The sequence below is a fragment of the Streptomyces sp. NPDC002868 genome, assembly GCF_055563295.1.
Genome location: NZ_JBVHDR010000002.1, coordinates 962,768 through 981,722 on the forward strand (window position 1 = coordinate 962,768; position 18,955 = coordinate 981,722).

The 18,955-nt window shown below is 68.2% G+C and carries 21 protein-coding genes; 6 read left to right on the forward strand and 15 right to left on the reverse strand.

Annotated elements, in window-relative coordinates:
• Window positions 1-141: 141 nt before the first annotated feature.
• Complete coding sequence (locus ACZ3H8_RS10390) at window positions 142-1,272, forward strand: tetratricopeptide repeat-containing glycosyltransferase (protein WP_467399758.1); 1,131 nt, start codon at window positions 142-144, stop codon at window positions 1,270-1,272.
• Window positions 1,273-1,358: 86 nt separating this feature from the next.
• Here the strand turns inward: ACZ3H8_RS10390 and ACZ3H8_RS10395 are convergent, their stop codons facing one another.
• The 5 genes from ACZ3H8_RS10395 to ACZ3H8_RS10415 form a co-directional block, all read right to left on the reverse strand.
• Window positions 1,359-2,882 (reverse strand): glycosyltransferase family 39 protein, encoded by a 1,524-nt coding sequence (locus ACZ3H8_RS10395; protein WP_467399761.1) that lies wholly within the window; start codon window positions 2,880-2,882, stop codon window positions 1,359-1,361.
• 235 nt (window positions 2,883-3,117) lie between these two features.
• Window positions 3,118-3,414 (reverse strand): DUF4229 domain-containing protein, encoded by a 297-nt coding sequence (locus ACZ3H8_RS10400; protein ID WP_307661781.1) that lies wholly within the window; start codon window positions 3,412-3,414, stop codon window positions 3,118-3,120.
• A gap of 78 nt (window positions 3,415-3,492) precedes the next feature.
• On the reverse strand, window positions 3,493-4,017 hold the full coding sequence (locus ACZ3H8_RS10405; RefSeq protein ID WP_467399765.1) for a GNAT family N-acetyltransferase: 525 nt from the start codon (window positions 4,015-4,017) through the stop codon (window positions 3,493-3,495).
• A gap of 8 nt (window positions 4,018-4,025) precedes the next feature.
• Complete coding sequence (gene mqnE, locus ACZ3H8_RS10410; protein ID WP_398992314.1) at window positions 4,026-5,189, reverse strand: aminofutalosine synthase MqnE; 1,164 nt, start codon at window positions 5,187-5,189, stop codon at window positions 4,026-4,028.
• A gap of 49 nt (window positions 5,190-5,238) precedes the next feature.
• Window positions 5,239-5,694, reverse strand: a complete 456-nt coding sequence (locus ACZ3H8_RS10415; RefSeq protein WP_356224055.1) for an Lrp/AsnC family transcriptional regulator — start codon at window positions 5,692-5,694, stop codon at window positions 5,239-5,241.
• 114 nt (window positions 5,695-5,808) lie between these two features.
• Here ACZ3H8_RS10415 and ACZ3H8_RS10420 point away from each other — a divergent pair, with 114 nt between their 5' ends.
• Window positions 5,809-5,955 (forward strand): hypothetical protein, encoded by a 147-nt coding sequence (locus tag ACZ3H8_RS10420; RefSeq protein ID WP_356224052.1) that lies wholly within the window; start codon window positions 5,809-5,811, stop codon window positions 5,953-5,955.
• A 5-nt stretch (window positions 5,956-5,960) separates the two neighbouring features.
• Here the strand turns inward: ACZ3H8_RS10420 and ACZ3H8_RS10425 are convergent, their stop codons facing one another.
• From ACZ3H8_RS10425 to ACZ3H8_RS10435, 3 genes are all read right to left on the reverse strand, one after another.
• On the reverse strand, window positions 5,961-6,635 hold the full coding sequence (locus tag ACZ3H8_RS10425) for a UbiX family flavin prenyltransferase (RefSeq protein WP_467399770.1): 675 nt from the start codon (window positions 6,633-6,635) through the stop codon (window positions 5,961-5,963).
• A 79-nt stretch (window positions 6,636-6,714) separates the two neighbouring features.
• The gene (mqnP, locus tag ACZ3H8_RS10430) at window positions 6,715-7,617 is read right to left on the reverse strand and encodes a menaquinone biosynthesis prenyltransferase MqnP (protein WP_467399772.1); all 903 of its coding nucleotides are present in this window, start codon (window positions 7,615-7,617) and stop codon (window positions 6,715-6,717) included.
• Complete coding sequence (locus ACZ3H8_RS10435; RefSeq protein WP_467399775.1) at window positions 7,614-9,065, reverse strand: menaquinone biosynthesis decarboxylase; 1,452 nt, start codon at window positions 9,063-9,065, stop codon at window positions 7,614-7,616. Before ACZ3H8_RS10435 ends, mqnP begins: the two co-directional genes overlap by 4 nt.
• Window positions 9,066-9,155: 90 nt before the next feature.
• Between ACZ3H8_RS10435 and ACZ3H8_RS10440 the strand changes: the two genes are divergently transcribed.
• On the forward strand, window positions 9,156-9,491 hold the full coding sequence (locus tag ACZ3H8_RS10440; RefSeq protein WP_467399777.1) for a PLD nuclease N-terminal domain-containing protein: 336 nt from the start codon (window positions 9,156-9,158) through the stop codon (window positions 9,489-9,491).
• Window positions 9,491-10,420, forward strand: a complete 930-nt coding sequence (locus ACZ3H8_RS10445) for a LysR family transcriptional regulator (RefSeq protein WP_467399780.1) — start codon at window positions 9,491-9,493, stop codon at window positions 10,418-10,420. The genes ACZ3H8_RS10440 and ACZ3H8_RS10445 overlap by 1 nt, the downstream gene beginning before the upstream one ends.
• Here the strand turns inward: ACZ3H8_RS10445 and ACZ3H8_RS10450 are convergent.
• A complete protein-coding gene (locus ACZ3H8_RS10450) occupies window positions 10,341-11,264 on the reverse strand; it encodes a DMT family transporter (RefSeq protein WP_467399782.1) in 924 nt (307 codons plus the stop codon). The genes ACZ3H8_RS10445 and ACZ3H8_RS10450 overlap by 80 nt on opposite strands.
• A 107-nt stretch (window positions 11,265-11,371) precedes the next feature.
• Here ACZ3H8_RS10450 and ACZ3H8_RS10455 point away from each other — a divergent pair, with 107 nt between their 5' ends.
• Window positions 11,372-11,812, forward strand: a complete 441-nt coding sequence (locus ACZ3H8_RS10455; protein ID WP_467399785.1) for a nucleoside deaminase — start codon at window positions 11,372-11,374, stop codon at window positions 11,810-11,812.
• Entirely contained in the window at window positions 11,805-12,746 is a 942-nt protein-coding gene (locus ACZ3H8_RS10460) for an isopenicillin N synthase family dioxygenase (protein ID WP_467399787.1), read from the forward strand. Before ACZ3H8_RS10455 ends, ACZ3H8_RS10460 begins: the two co-directional genes overlap by 8 nt.
• On the opposite strand, the gene ACZ3H8_RS10465 is transcribed toward ACZ3H8_RS10460, so the two are convergent.
• The 6 genes from ACZ3H8_RS10465 to ACZ3H8_RS10490 form a co-directional block, all read right to left on the reverse strand.
• Window positions 12,733-13,269 (reverse strand): SRPBCC domain-containing protein, encoded by a 537-nt coding sequence (locus tag ACZ3H8_RS10465; RefSeq protein WP_467399790.1) that lies wholly within the window; start codon window positions 13,267-13,269, stop codon window positions 12,733-12,735. The genes ACZ3H8_RS10460 and ACZ3H8_RS10465 overlap by 14 nt on opposite strands.
• 37 nt (window positions 13,270-13,306) lie before the next feature.
• Complete coding sequence (gene ccsB / locus ACZ3H8_RS10470; protein ID WP_467399792.1) at window positions 13,307-14,395, reverse strand: c-type cytochrome biogenesis protein CcsB; 1,089 nt, start codon at window positions 14,393-14,395, stop codon at window positions 13,307-13,309.
• Window positions 14,392-16,104 carry a cytochrome c biogenesis protein ResB gene (resB, locus tag ACZ3H8_RS10475; RefSeq protein WP_467399795.1) on the reverse strand — a complete coding sequence of 571 codons (1,713 nt, stop codon included), beginning with the start codon at window positions 16,102-16,104 and terminating at the stop codon, window positions 14,392-14,394. Before resB ends, ccsB begins: the two co-directional genes overlap by 4 nt.
• Before the next feature lie 4 nt (window positions 16,105-16,108).
• Window positions 16,109-16,846 (reverse strand): cytochrome c biogenesis CcdA family protein, encoded by a 738-nt coding sequence (locus ACZ3H8_RS10480; protein WP_467399798.1) that lies wholly within the window; start codon window positions 16,844-16,846, stop codon window positions 16,109-16,111.
• Between the two features lie 24 nt (window positions 16,847-16,870).
• Window positions 16,871-17,476: a TlpA family protein disulfide reductase gene (locus ACZ3H8_RS10485; RefSeq protein WP_467399800.1), complete on the reverse strand. Its 606-nt coding sequence runs from the start codon at window positions 17,474-17,476 to the stop codon at window positions 16,871-16,873.
• Window positions 17,477-17,591: 115 nt separating this feature from the next.
• On the reverse strand, window positions 17,592-18,839 hold the full coding sequence (locus ACZ3H8_RS10490) for a polysaccharide deacetylase family protein (protein WP_467399802.1): 1,248 nt from the start codon (window positions 18,837-18,839) through the stop codon (window positions 17,592-17,594).
• Window positions 18,840-18,955 lie beyond the last annotated feature (116 nt).

Consider the following 18,955-nt stretch of genomic DNA (forward strand, 5'->3'; position numbering starts at 1 on the left):
TCAACAGGATGGCGTATCAGGGGAACTCCAATGGGCGCATGCGCAACAGCGAACCGGGTACCCAGGTCGGCGTGCCGTCACCGGGCGCGCAGGCCCAGTGCATAAGGTCGGCCGGTCCGACCCGCCGGGAATGGTGATGTCATGAAGCCGTCCATCTGCCTCTGCATGATCGTCAAGAACGAAGCAAAAGTCATCGAGCGATGCCTCGCCTCCGTCCGTGACCTGGTGAGTACCTGGGTCATCTCGGACACCGGCTCGACCGACGGAACCCAGCAGTTGATCCGTACGGCACTGGATGGCATCCCTGGCGAGCTTCACGAGGAGCCGTGGGTCAACTTCGGCCACAACCGGTCCCTGAACATCGAGCACGCCCGCGGCAAGGCCGACTATCTGCTCCTCCTCGACGCCGACCTCGTGATCCGGCGGGACGGCCCCCTGCCCCGTCTGACCGCCGATTCCTACATGCTCCGGCACGAGGGCGCGACTGAGTACCGCATCAAGCGCCTGGTCCGCGGCGACATCGCCTGGCGCTACGAGGGCGTCACCCACGAGTACATCACCGCCGACCAGCAGCACAGCCAGAAGAATCTCGACGCGCTCGTCATCGAGGACTTCGCGGACGGGGGCTCACGTCACGACAAGTTCGAGCGCGACGCGCGCCTGCTCGGCGCCGAGCTCCAGCGCGACCCCGCCAATTCACGCACGGTCTTCTATCTGGCGCAGACCATGCGCGACATGGGCGACGACGACGAAGCGATCACTCTGTACGAGCGCCGCGCGGAGATGGGGGGCTGGCCAGAAGAGGTGTACTACGCGCTGTTGCAGGTCGGGGTCCTCAGAGCCAAATCCGACGACTGGCCGGGAGCCATGGACGCCTTCTCACGCGCCTGGGAGTCGCGTCCGCAACGGCTCGAAGCGTGTTACGAACTGGCCGCACGGCTGCGCAAACTGGGCCGCTACCGTCTCGCGCACTCGATCGTCCGCGCCGGGCTCGGCCAGAGGCAGCCGGCGGACCTGCTGTTCGTCCAGCCATGGGTGTATCGCTGGGGTCTGCTGTTCGAGTTCTCGATCACGGCTTACTGGGTGGGCGACTTCACCGGCTCGCTCCAGGCGTGCGACCGCCTTCTGGCGATGCCCGACGTGCCCGACGCCTATCGCGAGCAGACACGGGCCAACCGCACATTCGCGGCACAGCGGCTTGCGGCGATTCCCGAGCCGGCCACCAGATCCAGGGCAGCCAGGCGGCAGCGGACGGGCTCGAAGAAACGCTGACAACTGCGGCGCGACGCCTACTGGACGGCGCCGCGGGTCTCGCCCGACCCTGACGGAGAGACCCACAGCTGACGCTCCGTCCTACGCTACGGATTGCGCTGCAGCAGCGTCACCGTCAGGCCGGTCAGGTGCTCGGTCCCCGTCGCCGTATAGCGCGCACGCAAGGCCTGCGACTGGTCCCTGGGCAGCCCCCAACGAAGCGGATCCGGGACATTGCCGGCCACCACCAGCCAGATACGCCGCTCGTCTCTCACGCATGCGGCCGGGTCCGGGCACTCCGCCGACCACAGGCCGTTGCGCTCGGCAGCTGACGCGGAGCGGAAGACATCGCGCAACTGCAGGTCGCGGGGGAGGTAGAAGCGGACACCTACGTCGAGCCTGCGCCCGGCGTCGTCCCCGCGGTCGTAGACCACCGCGTCCCCGGGCTGGTGAGCCTTCTGGATGGTGCGCGCGGCGCCTGCGTAGTCCAGCCCCTCCCAGAAGTGTGCGTATGGCTTCCGCACCCCCTGCTGCTCGGGCAGGGTGAGCAGAGCGAGCACCACCAGCACCGCCGCAACCGCCGCTCGGGATCGCACAGCGGCGAGACCGGCCCCGGCCAGCACCGCCCACGCCGGCAGGGTGAACAGCAGATACCTGTAGAAGAAGTACGAGACCTCCCCGTGCGAGACCGCCCAGACCACCAACGGGGGCAGCGCTGCCAGCGCGATGACGAACAGAACGGCGTCACGGCGCCCTCGCCACGCCAGCACGGCGAGTGTCATCACCGCTCCGGCGGCCAGGGCCGAGGCATACAACTGCGGCCAGAAATGGATAAGGGTCCACATGTCCGGCTTGGGAATCCAGGTGATCTGCCGTGGCGCCTGCTCCATGCCCAGCAGTACCACCGGGGCCGCACAGGCCACGCCGGTCATGGCGGCAAGACAGAAGCGCCGGGCGACCGGACGCTCGGACCGGATCCGCAGGAGCACCGCGACCAGGTGCCCGGCCAAGGCGGTCAGCGCCACCAGGTGCAGGAGGCCGATGGCGCCCACGCACAGGGCATAGCCCGTCCACCGCCACCAGCTCTCGGGGCGGTCCAGGGCCCGAAGCAGCAGCAAGGTGGCCAAGGCCACAGCCAGGACAACCAGGGCATAGGGGCGGGCCTCGTGGGCGTACCGGGTCACCACCGGAATGAGAGCGAACACCAGGCCGCCGAACAGCCCGGCCCGGTGGCCGAACAACCGCTGCCCGATCAGCGCCACGCAAGCGGCGGTGCCGGCCATGGCCAGCGCCGAGGGCATACGCACGGCCGGGGCGGAATCCCCGAAGACCGCCATCCACCCGTGCAGGAAAAGGTAGTACGTGGCAAGCGCCGCATCCACCTGCCGCACAACGGCCAACAGCTGTTCGGTGCTGCGGGAGGCCACGTCCCAGCTGATCAGCTCGTCCTCCCACATCTGAGGGCGGCCGATTTGATACACCGTCAGCGCCAGTGTGGCCAGCGCCGGCCACAGCCATACGCCACGCAGCGTCCCGCGGACATCCCGCTGCGCTTTTGACGCTTGAACCGCGTCGGCGCCCTCATCAGGAGGCGTCCGATCCTGGGCCTGGGAAGGGGAGAAAAGTGCCATGTCGAACCCTTAACCTCGCGGCGGTAGCCCGACGACCGTAGGGGCCTTGATGGACCAACAGGAGGCACAACATACCCAATACGACCGCTTTCCCCTGTTTGCCCGTTTAATTGTTGTGCCGGAGCGGGAGCGCGGCGTCTGTGGCGGCTACGTCGTGCGCGCCGAAGCGCCCCGGATCGGACGAGATCCGGGGCGCGAGTTGAGTATGACGAGGCTTACGCGGTGCTCACGGCGCCTACTGGACGGCGCCGTCCTCCTGCGTACGGTTCGCATCGAGGCGGGCCTTGGCCTTGTCGACCTTGCCGACGAGCTGCTCGGACATCGCGTCACGCTGCTTGCCCAGCAGTACGAAGCTGAGCGGCGCGGACAGGACGAGAGCGAGCAGGACGACCCAGACGAAGTTCGAGTCGCCAAGCCCCTTGGGCAGTACGCCGAACTGGACCAGGCCGCCCACGACGACGAGGCAGCCGATAAAGATGGCGAAGCGCATGGCGGTGTACCGGATCGCGGCGCTCGTCCTGGCAGCGGACACGGCGGGCCTTCTCTCTTCGTACGACAGGTCGTGCCCAACCAGTGAAGCACGGCCGGCAGTGCCCGCTCCAAGCGGGCATCAGAGCAGCGGGAGCAGCATCGTGATGTCGTCGCGGTCGTCACCGTCGGCCACCCGGATCGCGCCGGGCACCCGCCCGACCTCCTTGTAGCCGCAGGCCCCGTAGAAGCGGTCGACGCCGGTGCCGCCGCGGCAGGTGAGCCGTATCGCCTCGATGCCCTCGAAGCCGCGGGCCGCGTCGGCGGCGGCGGCCATCAGATCGCGGCCATAGCCCATGCCCTGGTGGCGCGGGTGGACCATGACCGTGTACAGCCAGACCCAATGCAGCATCAGCCGGTGCGGGTTGTGCGTGAAAAAGGCGGTGGCGGCGACCGCCCCCTCCTCGTCGTACCCCACAAGCAGCCGGGTGCGGCCCTCGGCCATCGAGGCCAGATGCTTCACAAGCTCCGGCCGTATGGCCTCGCGGTCGACCGGGGGCACGAAGCCGACCGCGCCGTCGGCGTTGGACACGTCGGCCCAGAGCGCGAGGATCCCGTCCCGCAGGGCGCGGTCGACCGGCGGGTCGAGGTGGAACGTAAGACTCATCGGCGGCCTCAGACCCGCATGGGCTGCGGCGACTCACGGCGGTCGGCGTCCGGGCCCGGGTACTCGCGGATGATCTCGTAGCGGGTGTTCCGCTCGACCGGGCGGAAGCCCGCGTCGCGGATCAGGTCGAGGAGATCGTCGCGGGTCAGCTTGTTCGGCGTGCCGTAGTTGTCCGCGTCGTGCGTGATCTTGTACTCGACGACCGAGCCGTCCATGTCGTCCGCGCCGTGCTGCAGGGCCAGTTGGGCGGTCTGCACACCGTGCATCACCCAGAAGACCTTGACGTGCTGGACGTTGTCGAAGAGGAGACGCGAGACCGCGAAGGTCTTCAGCGCCTCCGCGCCGGTCGCCATGGTCGTACGGGCCTGCAGGCGGTTGCGGACCTTGCCGTCCTGCATGTCGACGAAGTCGTGCTGGTAGCGCAGCGGGATGAAGACCTGGAAGCCGCCGGTCTCGTCCTGCAGCTCACGCAGCCGCAGCACATGATCGACGCGGTGGCGGGGCTCCTCGATGTGCCCGTACAGCATCGTGCACGGGGTCTTGAGACCCTTCTCGTGCGCGAGCCGGTGGATGCGCGACCAGTCCTCCCAGTGGGTGCGGTGGTCGACGATGTGCTGCCGGACCTCCCAGTCGAAGATCTCGGCGCCGCCGCCGGTCAGCGACTCCAGACCGGCCTCGATCAGCTCGTCGAGGATCTCGGACGCGGACAGGCCGGAGATGGTCTCGAAGTGGTGGATCTCGGTGGCGGTGAAGGCCTTGAGGGAGACGTTCGGCAGGGCCTTCTTCAGCTCGCTGAGGGAGCGCGGGTAGTAGCGCCACGGCAGGTTGGGGTGGAGCCCGTTGACGATGTGCAGCTCGGTGAGGTTCTCGCCCTCCATCGCCTTGGCGAGGCGGACGGCCTCCTCGATGCGCATGGTGTACGCGTCCTTCTCGCCCGGCTTGCGCTGGAACGAGCAGTACGCGCACGACGCGGTGCACACATTTGTCATATTGAGGTGGCGGTTGACGTTGAAGTGGACGACGTCACCGTTCTTGCGCGTACGCACCTCGTGCGCGAGGCCGCCGAGCCACGCGAGGTCGTCCGACTCGTAGAGGGCGATGCCGTCCTCACGGGTCAGCCGCTCCCCGGCCCGGACCTTCTCCTCCAGCTCGCGCTTGAGTCCCGCGTCCATAGACGGCCGCCTCCCATATGTCTCGTAACAGGCTCCGCCCACCGTATCCCTAGCGCTCCTCGGGCAGATCCCCGACCCGGTTCTCCCACTTGGTGGAGAGCACGATGGTCGTACGCGTACGGGACACACCCCTGGTCCCGGACAGCCGGCGGATCGTCTTCTCCAGACCGTCCACGTCGCTCGCCCGCACCTTGAGCATGTACGAGTCGTCGCCCGCGATGAACCAGCAGTCCTCGATCTCGGCGAGGTCCTTCAGCCGGCGCGCCACGTCTTCGTGGTCTGCGGCGTCGGAGAGCGAGATGCCGATCAGGGCGGTGACGCCGAGGCCGAGCGAGGCAGCGTCGACGGTGGCGCGGTAGCCGGTGATGACGCCTGCCGCCTCGAGGCGGTTGATGCGATCGGTGACGGAGGGCCCGGAGAGCCCGACGAGCCGGCCGAGCTCGGCGTACGAGGCCCTGCCGTTCTCTCTGAGGGCCTGGATGAGCTGCCTGTCCACCGTGTCCATATGCCTGGACCCTTCCATTGTTTAGCAATCTCGCAAGTCTACGTATAGAATCTAAGGCATGCAGGGCAAACACCCTGCGAATCTTTCAAACGATCAAAGACGATCTTTCAGGAGATGACACTCACCGTGTACACGATCGAGATGGCCTACGCCCACATGCGAGAGCTGCAGGAGCTGGCCAACCGCTCGCGTGCCCACCAGCCGGCTGCCGCGCACCGCGTCGACAAGACCCGTACCGCACGCCGCGCCAAGAAGCGCTGACCCGGCTAATCCGTACGAGAGCCACCGAGCTCTCCCTCCCAACGGCGGTACAGCTGATGCGGCACGCCTGCCGCGTCCAGCACCCGCCCCGCGACGAAGTCCACCAGATCCTGGATGTGCGTCGCTCCCGCATAGAACGCCGGAGAGGCGGGCAGCACCACGGCGCCCGCCTCGTCCAGCGTCACCAGATGCTTGAGGGTCTGCCCGTTCAAGGGCGTCTCCCGGATCGCGACCACAAGCTTCCGCCGTTCCTTGAGCGTGACGCTCGCGGCGCGCTGCAGCAGATCCTTCGAGAGTCCGAGCGCGACCCCGGCCACACAGGCCGTGGACGCCGGGACGACCAGCATCCCCTTGACCGGATACGAACCTGACGAAGGCCCAGCGGCCAGGTCCCCGGCGGCCCAGTGCCGGACATCGTCGATGTCCACCCGGAAGGTACCCGGCTTTCCGTCGGCCCCTCGCGCCAGCCACTCCCGCAGATCCTCGCGCCAGTGCGCGTCGCGGAAGGCGATCCCCGTCTCGTCGAGCAGCGTCAGCCGCGAGGCACGGCTGACCACCAGGTCCACGCTCTCGCCCGCGGCAAGCAGCCCACGCAGCACGGCGGCGGCGTACGGCGTCCCGGACGCGCCGGAGACCCCGACGATCCAGGGGCGGCGGCTCTTCACTTCTCCTGGCTCCACACCGGTGAGCCTATCCGGCGGCCTGTGGAGCGATACGTCAGGCGTTCGGGTCGGCCGGCGACGGTATGTCGCGCCGTGGCTAAACGGTCAGGCCACGAACCAGGAGATCCAGCAGCGCACACCCGAACAGGGCAATCCCGATGAACCCGTTGACGGTGAAGAACGCGCGGTTGAGGCGGGACAGGTCGTTCGGCTTCACGATCGTGTGCTCGTAGAGGAACGCCGCCGCGACGATCACCAGGCCCGTCCAGAAGAACACACCCGCGTCCGTCGCCAGCGCGTACCAGGCCAGCAGAACCGCCGCCACAAGATGCGAGGCCCGCGCACCGTACAGCGCCGCCGGGACGCCGAAACGGGCAGGCACCGACAGCACACCGTGGGCACGGTCGGCATCGACGTCCTGACAGGCGAAGATCAGGTCGAAGCCGCCGATCCAGATGCCGACCGCGAGGCCGAGGATCACCGCGTCCCAGGACCACTGCCCGGTGATCGCGATCCACGCGCCGACCGGGCCCATGGCCTGGGCGAGGCCGAGGATGGCGTGCGGGAAGTTCGTGAACCGCTTGCCGTACGGATAGACCACCATCGGGATCACCGCGATGGGAGCGAGCGCGAGACACAGCGGGTTCAGCGCGGCCGCGGCGCCCAGGAAGACAACCACCGCGATCAGCGCGCCGGTCCAGGCGGACTTCACCGACACCGCGCCGGTGACGAGCTCACGCCCGGCGGTACGGGGATTACGGGCGTCGATCTCGCGGTCGATGATCCGGTTGCAGGCCATCGCGAACGTACGCAGCCCGACCATGGCGATCGTCACCAGGAGCAGCCGCCCCCAGTGGATGTTCCTGTCGAGCTGGAACATCGCGGTGAGGGAGGCGATGTACGCGAAGGGCAGCGCGAAGACCGAGTGCTCGATCATCACCAGCCGGAGGAAGGCCTTGGTCCTGCCCGGACCCGGTACCGCTGCGGCGGACGCGCTCACAGGCCGTACTCCTTCCAACGGCGGTCGACCTTCGCCGCCGTCTGTGGGTCGGACTCGACCATGTTCGGCCAGCCGCCGTCCCGGACGTACCCCTCCTCGGGGAGCTTCTTCGTCGCGTCGATGCCCGCCTTGCCGCCCCAGAACTGCTGGTACGAGGCGTGGTCAAGGTGGTCGACCGGGCCCTCCACCACCGTGAGGTCGCGGGCGTAGTCCGTGTTGCCGAGCGCGCGCCACGAGACCTCGTGCAGATCGTGGACGTCGCAGTCCGCGTCCACCACCACGATCAGCTTCGTCAGCGACATCATGTGCGCGCCCCAGATCGCGTGCATGACCTTCTGCGCGTGCTTCGGGTACTTCTTGTCGATCGAGACGATCGCGCAGTTGTGGAAGCCGCCGGACTCGGGCAGGTGGTAGTCCACGATGTCCGGCACGATGATCTTGAGCAGGGGCAGGAAGAAACGCTCCGTCGCGCGTCCCAGCGGCCCGTCCTCCGTCGGCGGGCGGCCCACCACGATCGACTGGAGCAGCGGGCGCTTGCGCATCGTCAGACAGTCGATGGTCAGCGCCGGGAAGGGCTCCTGCGGGGTGTAGAAGCCGGTGTGGTCGCCGAACGGGCCCTCCGGCAGCATCTTCCCCGGCTCCAGCCAGCCCTCGATCACGACCTCGGCCTGCGCGGGCACCTGCAGCGGGACCGTCTTGCAGTCGACCATCTCGATCCGTTTGCCCTGCACGAAGCCCGCGAAGAGGTACTCGTCGATGTCGCCGGGCAGCGGTGCGGTCGACGCGTACGTCACCGCGGGCGGGCAGCCGAAGGCGATCGCGACCGGCAGCCGCTCGCCGCGCTTGGCGGCCACCTGGTAGTGGTTGCGGCTGTCCTTGTGGATCTGCCAGTGCATGCCGATGGTGCGGCGGTCGTGGCGCTGGAGGCGGTACAGACCGAGGTTGCGCACCCCCGTCTCCGGGTGCTTGGTGTGTGTCAGGCCCAAGTTGAAGAAGGACCCGCCGTCCTCGGGCCAGGTGAACAGCGCCGGCAGCTGGTCTAGGTCGACGTCGTCGCCGCGCAGGACGACCTCCTGCACCGGCGCGTCCTTCACCTTCTTCGGCGGTACGTGGACCATCGTGCCGAGCTTCCCGAACGCCTCACGCACGCCGACGAAGCCGTGCGGCAGCTCGGGCTTGAGCAGCCCGCCGATCTTGTCGCTGATCTCCGAATAGGACTTGAGGCCGAGCGCCTTGAGGAGCCGGCGGTCCGTGCCGAAGACGTTCATCGCGAGCGGCATCGCCGACCCGCGCACGTTCTCGAACAGCAGGGCCGGGCCGCCCGCCTTGTTCACGCGGTCGACGATCTCCCCGACCTCCAGATACGGGTCGACCTCGGCCTTGATGCGCTTGAGGTCTCCCTCGCGCTCCAGCGCCCGGAGCAGGGAGCGAAGATCGTCATAAGCCATGTCCCCCAGTATCGGCCACCGACTACCCTGGACCTGTCACCGGGGCCGCACCCAGCCCCTGCCGCCGTACTTGGGGGGACCCGCTCCACGATGCTCAGGTACCTGCCGTTCCTTCTGATGCTGGCGCTGACGATCTACGCCTTCATCGACTGCCTCAACACGCCCGAGGAAGAGGTCAAGCACCTGCCCAAGGTCGTCTGGGTGCTGATCATCCTCATCTTCACGATCGTCGGCCCCGTCGTCTGGCTGGTAGCGGGCAAGCAGCGCCATGCGGTGCCCGGCTCGCGGAGTTCGGCCGGCTCGCGCGGCTGGGTCGCGCCCGACGACAACCCCGACTTCCTGCGGTCCCTCAAGGACGAGAAGCAGAACGAGAAGCACAACGAGAACAACGACAAGAAGAAGCAGGACGGGGAAGACCAGCCCTGATGGAGCTGCGTCTGCTGGTCACCTTCGAGAAGGTCGCCACCGTCCTCAGCTTCACGCAGGCGGCCGCCGAGCTGAAGTACGCCCAGTCCAGCGTCACGAGCCAGATCCGATCTCTGGAGACCTCGCTCGGCGCGGAGCTCTTCGACCGGCTCGGCAGCCGGATCCGGCTCACCGAGGCGGGCGAGCGGCTGCTGCCGTACGCACGCCGGATCATCGAGCTGTCCGACGAGGCCCGGGCCGCCGTCACCGGCGCCGACCAGCCCGCCGGGACGATCAACATCGGCACCATGGAATCGCTCACCTCCTACCGGCTGCCCGCGCTGCTGGAGCTGTTCCACCACCGCTATCCGCAGGTGAAGCTGTCGCTGCGCCCCACTCTCGGCGACGAGACCCGGCAGGCGCTGCGCCAGGGCGTGTACGACATCGGCTTCCTGATGGAGCCCGACACCGTGCACGCGGGCCTGCAGAGCGAGGTGCTCACCGCCGAGCCGCTGGTGCTGGTCTGTGCGCCCACGCACGCGCTCGCCGGGGCGGCGAAGCTCGCGACCGTCGATCTGGCACAGGTGCAGCTGGTGGGTACGGAGCCTGGCTGCCCGTACCGCGATCTGTTCGAGGACGAGCTGCGCGAGCGCAATGGCGCTCCCCCGCCCTTCATGGAGTTCGGCACGATCGAGGCGACCAAGCGGGGCGTGGCCGGCGGGCTGGGCGTGGCGCTCCTGCCGCGTATGGCGGTACGTCAGGAGCTGGCGTCGGGGACGCTCGTCGCACTGCCCTGGGAGCCGCCGTTCCAGCTGTACACACAGGTGGCGTGGCGGGAGGGGAAGCGGCTGCCGCGCCATGTGCGGCTGTTCATCGACGAGACGATGCGGCTGGTACGGGAGCAGGAGTCGGCGAACCAGCCACCGTACGGGGCGCCTTGGCGAGGTTGACCTTCAGGCTCGCGAGCACGATCAGCGGGACGCCGAGCGCCTGGACGAGGCCGATGTGGTGCCCGTACACCGCCCAGTCGGCGACCATCGCGACGGCCGGGTAGGTGAAGGCGAGCACGGCGATCTTCGCGGTGGGCAGCTTCTGGTACGCGGCGTACATCAGGACGTACATCAGGCCGGTGTGGATCAGGCCGAGCCCCACCAGCCACGCCCAGCCACTCCCCAGTCCGCTCGCGGCGGCGAAGTCGGCGAAGGGCAGCAGCAGCGGGATGCCCACCAGAACCTGGACGAGGGCGACGAGGTGGGGCCGTACGCCGCTCACCCGCTTGGTGATCACGGTCGAGATCGCGTAGAAGAGCGCGGCGAGGAGCGCGAGGCCGAGGCCGGACAGGGAGCCGGGATCGGCGGGGCTCACCCCGGAGACGAGGACAAGACCGGCGAAGGCCACCACGAGCCAGCCGAGCTTGGCGGCGGTCAGCCGCTCGCGGAAGAGCAGCGCGCCGAGCAGCACCACGTAGAACGGCTGGGTGTGGTAGACGACGGTCGCCAGCGAGATCGAGGTGGCCTCGTACGCCTCGAAGAGAAACACCCAGTTGAAGACGATGAACACGCCGCCGAGCGCGGCAAGGGCGAGCTTCTTCGGGGTGAAACCGTGGTTCGTGAAGTAGCCGCGGGCCAGCGCGTAGGCGCCCAGCGCCAGCGCGCCGAAGAGACTGCGGAAGAACACGACGTTGAAGGCCGACGCGCCGGACTCGACGACGAAGATGCCGAGGGTGCCGGAGAGCACCATGGCCGCGGTCAGTTCGAGGGTGCCCTTGTTCTCGAGGGACTTGTCGCTTGTCATGGCATTGACGCTACGAGCGGGGCAGCGGCCGGTCCACGAGCCAGTGGGGCGTCCTGCCGATGGCCCGATCGGCCCGGCCGATGACGTACGTTCGGATGGTGAGCGCCATGGAGTACGCGAAGTGGCTGACGACAGCCGTCGAGGAGGCCAGGGCCGGGCTGGCCGAAGGCGGGATTCCGATCGGGGCCGCGCTGTACGGGGCGGACGGGGCCCTGCTGGGGCGCGGGCGCAATCGGCGGGTGCAGGACGGCGATCCGTCGATGCATGCGGAGACCGCGGCCTTCCGCGCCGCCGGGAGACAGCGCTCGTACCGGGGTACGACGATGGTGACGACCCTCTCGCCCTGCTGGTACTGCAGTGGTCTGGTCCGGCAGTTCGGGATCTCCCGGGTGGTGGTCGGCGAGGCGGAGACCTTCTGCGGAGGGCACGACTGGCTGGCCGAACACGGCGTGGAGATCGTGCTGTTGGACGACGTCGAGTGCAAGGGCCTGATGCGCGACTTCATCCGGGCCAACCCCGAACTGTGGAGTGAGGACATCGGTGACTGACGCCAGGATTCCCACCATTGACCTGCGCACATGGCGCTCCGGGGATCCGGCGGCCCGCGCCCGGACCGCGGAGCGTGTCGACCAGGCCCTGCGGACCGCCGGCTTCCTGCTGGTCACGGGACACGGAGTCGATCCGGGGCTGCGCGGCGGGATCCGGGAGGCGGCGCGGGACTTCTTCCGGCTTCCGGACCGGGACAAGGAGCCGTACGCCGTGAAGGTCGGCGGGCGTGGCTGGCTGGGTCCTGGCGCGGAGGCCAATGCGTATGCGGAAGGGACCGAGACTCCCCCGGACCTGAAGGAGTCGCTGTCCTTCGCCGCGGAGGACCCGACCGGCGACCCGGCGGTCGACGCCGAGTGGTTCCTGCCCAACACCTGGCCCGCCGAGGTGCCGCACCTGAGGGACCTGGTGGAGTCCTACCTCGCCGGTATGCGCACCCTCTCCGACCAGCTGCTTGAGCTTCTCGGCGTCGCGCTGGGCGAGCCCGAGGACTTCTTCACCCGGCACACCACGCACCCGACCTGGGGCTTCAACGTCAACTGGTACCCGGGCCGGGACCGGGTGGGCGAACCGCAGCCGGGCCAGTTCCGCATCGGCCCGCACACCGACTTCGGCACCGTCACCGTCCTCGACCGTCAGGCGGGCAAGGGCGGGCTCCAGGTCTTCACGGACCCCGCGGACGGAGGCGCCGGCTGGGAGGACGCGCCGTACGACCCGGAGGCCTTCACCATCAACATCGGCGATCTGATGGCCCGCTGGACGGGCGACCGCTGGCGCTCGGGCCGCCACCGGGTGCTGCCGCCGCCGGCGGACGCACCGGCCGAGGAGCTGATCTCGCTGGTGTACTTCTACGAGTGCGATCCGGGCACGGCCGTCCGGGGCATCGATTCGCACACGTATCTGCGCGCCCAGCTCGACGCGATCACGGCCGGCTGACGTACTGGTCCCGCAGCTCCTGCCGGCGCGCCGGCGTCCACTGCGCCCAGTCCTCGGCCGTCATCGGGTGCCCGTCCAGCGCGTCCGCCAGCAGCTCGAAGTGGTGGTGCCAGCCCGCCAGGTAGTCGAGACGCAGCTCGTCCGTACCGCGGAACTCATTGGTGAAGCGGACCACCGTGCCGTCCGCGCTCCCGCGCGAGCCGAACGGCTCCAGGTGGAAGCGGATCCGGCCGTGGACGCTGACCGTGTACTCGGCGACCCGCTCCATGTCCCAGGCGGTGACCGTGCCCTGGGCGATGGTGTGGCGGCCCTGCGGATCGGTGTTGAGCCAGCGCAGGGTGACCGCACCGCCGATGCGCGGTTCGAGGACGTCGGCGGCGGCGAGCCAGGTCGGCAGGCCCTCGGGCGTGGCGACGGCGGCCCATACCCGGATCACCGGGTGCGGCAGCCGCAGCTCGAAGTGCAGCAGGTGAATGCCGCCGTCCCGGGTCTCGCTGGTGCCATGTCGGATGACTACGGTCATGGCACCAGCGTCGCTCCGGGGCGGCCCACGCGCTAGCTCAGACGCCCGCGTACGAGTGCAGGCTGTTCACAAAGATGTTCACGCCGTAGTAGTTGAAGAGGAAGCAGGCGAAGGCGACAAGACCGATGTACGCGGCCTTGCGGCCCTTCCAGCCCGCCGTCGCGCGGGCGTGCAGATACGCGGCGTAGGCGACCCACGTGATGAAGGACCAGACCTCCTTGGCGTCCCAGCCCCAGTAACGGCCCCAGGCGTCACCGGCCCAGATCGCACCGGCGATGATCGTGAAGGTCCACAGCGGGAAGACCGCGGCGTTGATGCGGTACGAGAACTTGTCCAGGCTCGCCGCTGCGGGCAGCCGCTCCAGCACGGAGCGGGCGAAGGCGCCCGGGTTGCCGCCGCGGGCGAGCTTGTTCTCGTACGAGTCACGGAACAGGTAGAGCAGCGTGCCGACCGCACCGAGGTAGAAGACCGCGCCGCAGAAGATCGCGGTGGAGACATGGATCCACAGCCAGTACGAGTGCAGGGCCGGGACCAGCTGGTCGCTCTTTGTGTACAGCCAGGTGACGGCGACGCCCAGGTCGAGCAGGACCGTGGTGACCAGCGGCAGACCGATCCAGCGGACGGGCTTCTTCGCGAGCAGGAAGCCGATGTACGCGCCGACCGCCACCGTGGAGAAGGTGGTGGAGAACTCGTACATGTTGCCCCAGGGGGCACGCTGTACCGCCACCGCGCGGGTGACGACCCCGGTCGCCTCGATGAGGAAGGCCAGTACGGTCAGCGAGACCGCGATCCGCCCGTACAGATCGCCCTTCACCGTGCCGCCCGCCGCGCCGGGCCCGTCCGGGACGTCCCGGCTGCCGACCGCGGAGCGAGTGACGATCTTCGGCTTGTCCAGTACGGCGGTGCCCCCGCCCTGCTGCTTCACCTGGACCTTTACCGCGGGAGCCGCGGCGGCCGTCCCGGCGCCGGTCAGCGCGGCGGCCGTGCGGCCGACCTTGCTGCGGCTGCCGAAGACCCATTCCGCGATATGCGCGAAGAACGCCAGCGTGTAGACGGCCATCGAGGCGTAGATCAGCGAATTGCTGAACTGAGCCAGATTTTCGTTGGTTGCGGCGGCGAGAGTCACTTCTCAGCCCCTTCGGCAGGTACGTCTGAGGGATCGGGCGCCGTCGGCGCCTCGGAGTTGAGGGTTACGGCCAGGTCGGCCAGCTCTTCGGGCAGCTTCGCGGACTCGCTGCGGCCGAGCCCCGCCATTTCGACGACGGTGACGCCGTCCGCACCCGCCACGGCCCGGACCCAGACCCGGCGGCGCTGAATGAACAGCGAGCCTACGAGGCCCGCGATGGCGGCGATCGCACCGGTCAGAGCCCATCCGTTGCCGGGCTGCTGCGAGACCTGGAAGCTGGCCCACTCCTTCACTTCCTTCTCGAAGGTGATGGAGCCCGCGCCGTCCGGCAGTGTCATCTTCTCGCCGGGAAGCAGCCGTGCCTTGAGGATCTGGCCGTGCGCGTCCTTGAACTGGGTCAGCTTGCCGGTGTCGAGCTGGTACACGTTCTGCGGCAGGCCCGCGTCTACGCCCAGGCTGCCGTGGTACCCGGTGAGTGCGAGCACCGGGAACTCGAGGCCCGGGAACTGCGAGAACATGTCGCCCTTGCCGGCGCCGCCGAACGTCGGCACGAAGAAGGCCTGGAAACCGAGCTGGTCCTTCTTGCCGTTTCTGTCGCGGTAGCCGTCCATCACCTTGATCGCGCCGGTCGAGGTGATGTTGTTGTCGATCGGCAGCAGCGGCACCGCGCCGTTGAAGACGACGTTTCCCTTGCCGTCCCGGACGGTGACGACGGGCGCGTATCCGTGCGAGAGCAGATAGATCTTGGTGCCGTCGATGACCAGGGGCTTGTTCACCTGGATGACGGACTTCTTGTCCGGGCCGCCGCCCTTGGAGTAGGTGACGTCGGCCTCGAAGGTACGCGGGGTGCCGCGCTGCGGGCCGCCCTTTTGGTACGTCCCCGTGAAGGCGTCCAGCCGGAAGCTGAACGGCGCGAGTTCGTCCGTGCTGAACAGCGATCCGGACTTGAAGTCGTCGTACTGCGTGAGGGTGTTGGAGAAGCCGTCGCCCTCGACGATCAGCTTGCCGCCCTCGGACTTGAAGAGCTGGCCCGCGGCGAAGGCCACCAGCATCACGATCAGGGCGATGTGGAAGAGGAGGTTGCCGGCCTCACGCAGATAGCCCTTCTCGGCGGCGACCGCGTCGCCGACGGTGTGGGCGCGGAAGCGGCGCTTCTTCAGCATCGCGAGCGCCGCCTCGCGCACCTGCTCGGGACCGGTGTCGGTGCGCCAGGTGGTGTACGCGGGCAGCCGGGTCAGGCGGCCGGGGGCGCCCGGCGGGCGGCCGCGCAACTGGCCGACGAACTGCCAGGAGCGCGGCACGATGCAGCCGATGAGTGAGACGAACAGCAGTATGTAGATCGCCGAGAACCAGACCGAGCTGTAGACGTCGAAGAACTGCAGCTTCTCGAAGACCGGCGTCCAGAACTCGTTGTTTTCCTTGAACGTCTGCACTTTGAGCTCGTCCACGCTGTTCTGCGGGATGAGCGAGCCGGGGATCGCGCCGAGCGAGAGCAGGAACAGCAGGATCAGGGCGACCCGCATGGAGGTCAGCTGCCGCCAGAACCAGCGGGCCCAGCCGATGACCGAGAGGGATGGCCCGCCGATGAGCTCTTCCCTGGGGGCGGTGGAGAGCTGCGCACCGGCCGCGCCGAGGTCCTGCGCTGTGCCCTGCCCTGTGTCCTGCTTCTCGGCCTCTGCCTTGTGAGCCTCTGCCTCTGTCCTGCTCATCGAACTAGATCCCCACCGTGAAGCCGTTGGACCAGACCTGCATCTCCTGCACGAGGCTGTCCCAGACCCCGGTCAGCAGCAGCAGACCGGTCGCGATCATCATGATGCCGCCGATCCGCATCACCCAGGCGTAGTGGCGCTTGACCCAGCCGAACGCGCCGAGCGCCTTGCGGAAGGCCACCGCCGCGAGCACGAAGGGCAGTCCGAGACCGATGCAGTACGCGACGGTCAGTATGGCCCCCCGGCCCGCGCTCGCCTGCTCGGCGGCGAGGGCGTTCACGGACGCGAGCGTCGGTCCGATGCACGGCGTCCAGCCGACGCCGAACAGCGCGCCGAGCAGCGGCGCGCCCACAAGCCCGGTCACCGGACGCTTGTGGAGGCGGAATTCACGCTGGGTGAGCCAGGGCATCAGCCCCATGAAGAACACGCCCAGCAGGATCATCAGAGCCCCGAGGACCTTGGTGAGGATCTCCTTCTGCCCCTGCAGGGTCGAGCCGAAGTAGCCGAAGAGCGCGCCGCCGGAGACGAAGACGGCGGTGAAGCCGAGTACGAAGAGGGAGGCTCCCGCGACCATCCGGCCGCGCTTGGCCTCGGCCAGGTCAGTGCCGCTGACTCCGGTGACGTACGAGAGATAGCCGGGTACGAGCGGCAGCACACAGGGCGAGAAGAAGGAAACCAGGCCGCCCAGTACGGCGATGGGCAGTGCGAGGATCAGCGCCCCGCCGAAGACCGTCTCGTTCACCGGTATTCACCAACGTCCACAGGATCACTTCTCCGCGATCAACGGATCGATGATCTTGTGGAGTTCTTCGTCGTCGAGCGCCTTCAGCGAGCGGGCCGCGATCTTCCCCTCGCGGTCGAGCACGATCGTGGAGGGAATGGACTGCGGATTGAGGCTGCCCTTGGGGAAGCCATTGACGATCAGCTTGCCCATCGGGTCGTACAGACTCGGATAGCTGATCTTGTAGTCCGTCTCGAAGGCGATCGCCGGGCCCTTGTTGGCGTCGCGGGTATTGATCCCGACGAACTCCACGCCCTTGGCCTTGGTCTCCTGGGCGACCTTGGCGAAATGCGGGGCCTCGGCGCGGCAGGGCGGGCACCACGAGCCCCAGACGTTCATCACGACGACCTTGCCCTTGAAGTCGGCGACGTCGAGCGGCTTGCCTTCGAGGGTCTCGCCGGAGAGCCTGTTGGGGGCCGTGCGCTTCCCCTTCGCGGCGGTGGAGATACCGCCGGTGTCGGTGACGAAGTTGGTGTCACCGCCACCGCCGGACTTCGCGCCGCCCCCGCCGCCGCAGGCCGACAGGGTGAGCGCGCCGACGGCGACCAGGCCGGTCAGCAGGGCAGCGCGGGGGGCACGGCTAAGGCTCATGTGAAAAGTTTCGCATGGACGATACGGGGATCTTTCCGCGCCCCCCTGGGTGCCCGTAAGGCCCGATGTCAGGCCGCCTTAAGGAACCCGATACAGGCGCCTGAGGAACCCGTTGTCAGGCTGCCTTGAGGAAAGTGTTCCAGCCGCCCGCCGGGGACTGGCCGACCTCGAGCGTACGGAGCTTGGCGAGCATCTGCGGATCCTGGACGTCGAGCCAGTCGCAGAACTGCCGGAAGGAGACGAGCCGTACGTCCTTCTTGCCGGCCATGCCCTTGAGGGCTTCCTCGACGGCGTCCATGTAGATGCCGCCGTTCCACCGCTCGAAGTGGTTGCCTATGTAGAAGGGCGCGCGATTGGACTCGTAGGCGCGATTGAATCCGGCGAGGTACGCCTCGGTGGCCTGCTTCTTCCACCTGGGATAACGCTCGGGCACGCCCTGGGTCGAATTCTGCGACTGATTGGCGAGCATGTTGTAGTCCATCGAGAGGACTTCGAAGGAACGCCCGGGGAACGGCACCTGCTGCAGCGGCAGATCCCACAGGCCCTCACGCTTCTCCGGCCACTTCTGGAGGCCGCCGGGCGAGCTCGCGTCGTAGCGCCAGCCGAGCTTCTTGGCGGTGGGCAGCAGCTTGTCCTGGCCGAGCAGGCAGGGGGTGCGGCCGCCGACGAGTTCCTTGCGGTAGTCGAAGGGCAGCGGATCGATGTCCTGCCAGCCGCTGTTCGTACGCCACTGCGTGACGAAGGACACAGCCTGGTCTATCTCGTTCCGCCAGTCCGCGGGTGTCCAGTTGCCGACCGATCCGGATCCCGCGCAGAAATGTCCGTTGAAGTGCGTGCCTATCTCATGGCCGTCGAGCCATGCCTGGCGTACGTACTTCAGCGTCTCCTTGATGTGACCGTCCGTGAGATAACCGATGTCGGACGCGCCGATGCCATTGTTCGGCGGGCGGTAGAGCGTCTTCTTGGACTCGGGGAGCAGATAGATCCCGGAGAGAAAGAAGGTCATCGCCGCGTCGTGGTTCTTGGCGAGTTCGAGGAAGCGCGGGAAGAGACCATTGCCTACCTCGCCCGCGCCGTCCCAGGAAAAGATCACGAATTGCGGCGGCGTCTGACCCGGTTCGAGGGGCACGGGCCTGTCCGGCTGGTTGGGCTGCTTTCCGGTGTCGGACGTGGAGCCGTCGCCTATGGGCCGGCCCTCGCTCTTGGAGGGGGAGGGGTTGCCGCCGCTACCCTCGCCGGCACTCCCGTCATGTCCGGCCTGTCCGACTCTGTCCTGTTCGGCCAGGCCGCAGCCCGCGATTCCGATCGCGGCTGCGGCCCCAAGTCCCGCCCCGAGCAAGCCCCTTCGGCTGATGTCGCGCATATCGCCCCCATCCGCGCTCTCCTGGTCGGAGAGCCGATCCAAACCGCTACCGGTTTAGATGCCGTACGGAAGACGGGGGTTCCGTGGACTGGCGCCTATTTTCGAAAGGATTCAGG

Excerpts from the sequence above, each read along its gene's own strand:
- ACZ3H8_RS10390 (WP_467399758.1), top strand. The coding sequence starts at position 142 with ATGAAGCCGTCCATCTGCCTCTGCATGATCGTCAAGAACGAAGCAAAA.
- ACZ3H8_RS10395 (WP_467399761.1), bottom strand. The coding sequence starts at position 2,882 with ATGGCACTTTTCTCCCCTTCCCAGGCCCAGGATCGGACGCCTCCTGAT.
- ACZ3H8_RS10405 (WP_467399765.1), bottom strand. The coding sequence starts at position 4,017 with ATGAGTCTTACGTTCCACCTCGACCCGCCGGTCGACCGCGCCCTGCGG.
- mqnE (WP_398992314.1), bottom strand. The coding sequence starts at position 5,189 with ATGGACGCGGGACTCAAGCGCGAGCTGGAGGAGAAGGTCCGGGCCGGG.
- ACZ3H8_RS10415 (WP_356224055.1), bottom strand. The coding sequence starts at position 5,694 with ATGGACACGGTGGACAGGCAGCTCATCCAGGCCCTCAGAGAGAACGGC.
- ACZ3H8_RS10420 (WP_356224052.1), top strand. The coding sequence starts at position 5,809 with ATGACACTCACCGTGTACACGATCGAGATGGCCTACGCCCACATGCGA.
- ACZ3H8_RS10435 (WP_467399775.1), bottom strand. The coding sequence starts at position 9,065 with ATGGCTTATGACGATCTTCGCTCCCTGCTCCGGGCGCTGGAGCGCGAG.
- ACZ3H8_RS10440 (WP_467399777.1), top strand. The coding sequence starts at position 9,156 with ATGCTCAGGTACCTGCCGTTCCTTCTGATGCTGGCGCTGACGATCTAC.
- ACZ3H8_RS10445 (WP_467399780.1), top strand. The coding sequence starts at position 9,491 with ATGGAGCTGCGTCTGCTGGTCACCTTCGAGAAGGTCGCCACCGTCCTC.
- ACZ3H8_RS10450 (WP_467399782.1), bottom strand. The coding sequence starts at position 11,264 with ATGACAAGCGACAAGTCCCTCGAGAACAAGGGCACCCTCGAACTGACC.
- ACZ3H8_RS10455 (WP_467399785.1), top strand. The coding sequence starts at position 11,372 with ATGGAGTACGCGAAGTGGCTGACGACAGCCGTCGAGGAGGCCAGGGCC.
- ACZ3H8_RS10465 (WP_467399790.1), bottom strand. The coding sequence starts at position 13,269 with ATGACCGTAGTCATCCGACATGGCACCAGCGAGACCCGGGACGGCGGC.
- resB (WP_467399795.1), bottom strand. The coding sequence starts at position 16,104 with ATGAGCAGGACAGAGGCAGAGGCTCACAAGGCAGAGGCCGAGAAGCAG.
- ACZ3H8_RS10485 (WP_467399800.1), bottom strand. The coding sequence starts at position 17,476 with ATGAGCCTTAGCCGTGCCCCCCGCGCTGCCCTGCTGACCGGCCTGGTC.
- ACZ3H8_RS10490 (WP_467399802.1), bottom strand. The coding sequence starts at position 18,839 with ATGCGCGACATCAGCCGAAGGGGCTTGCTCGGGGCGGGACTTGGGGCC.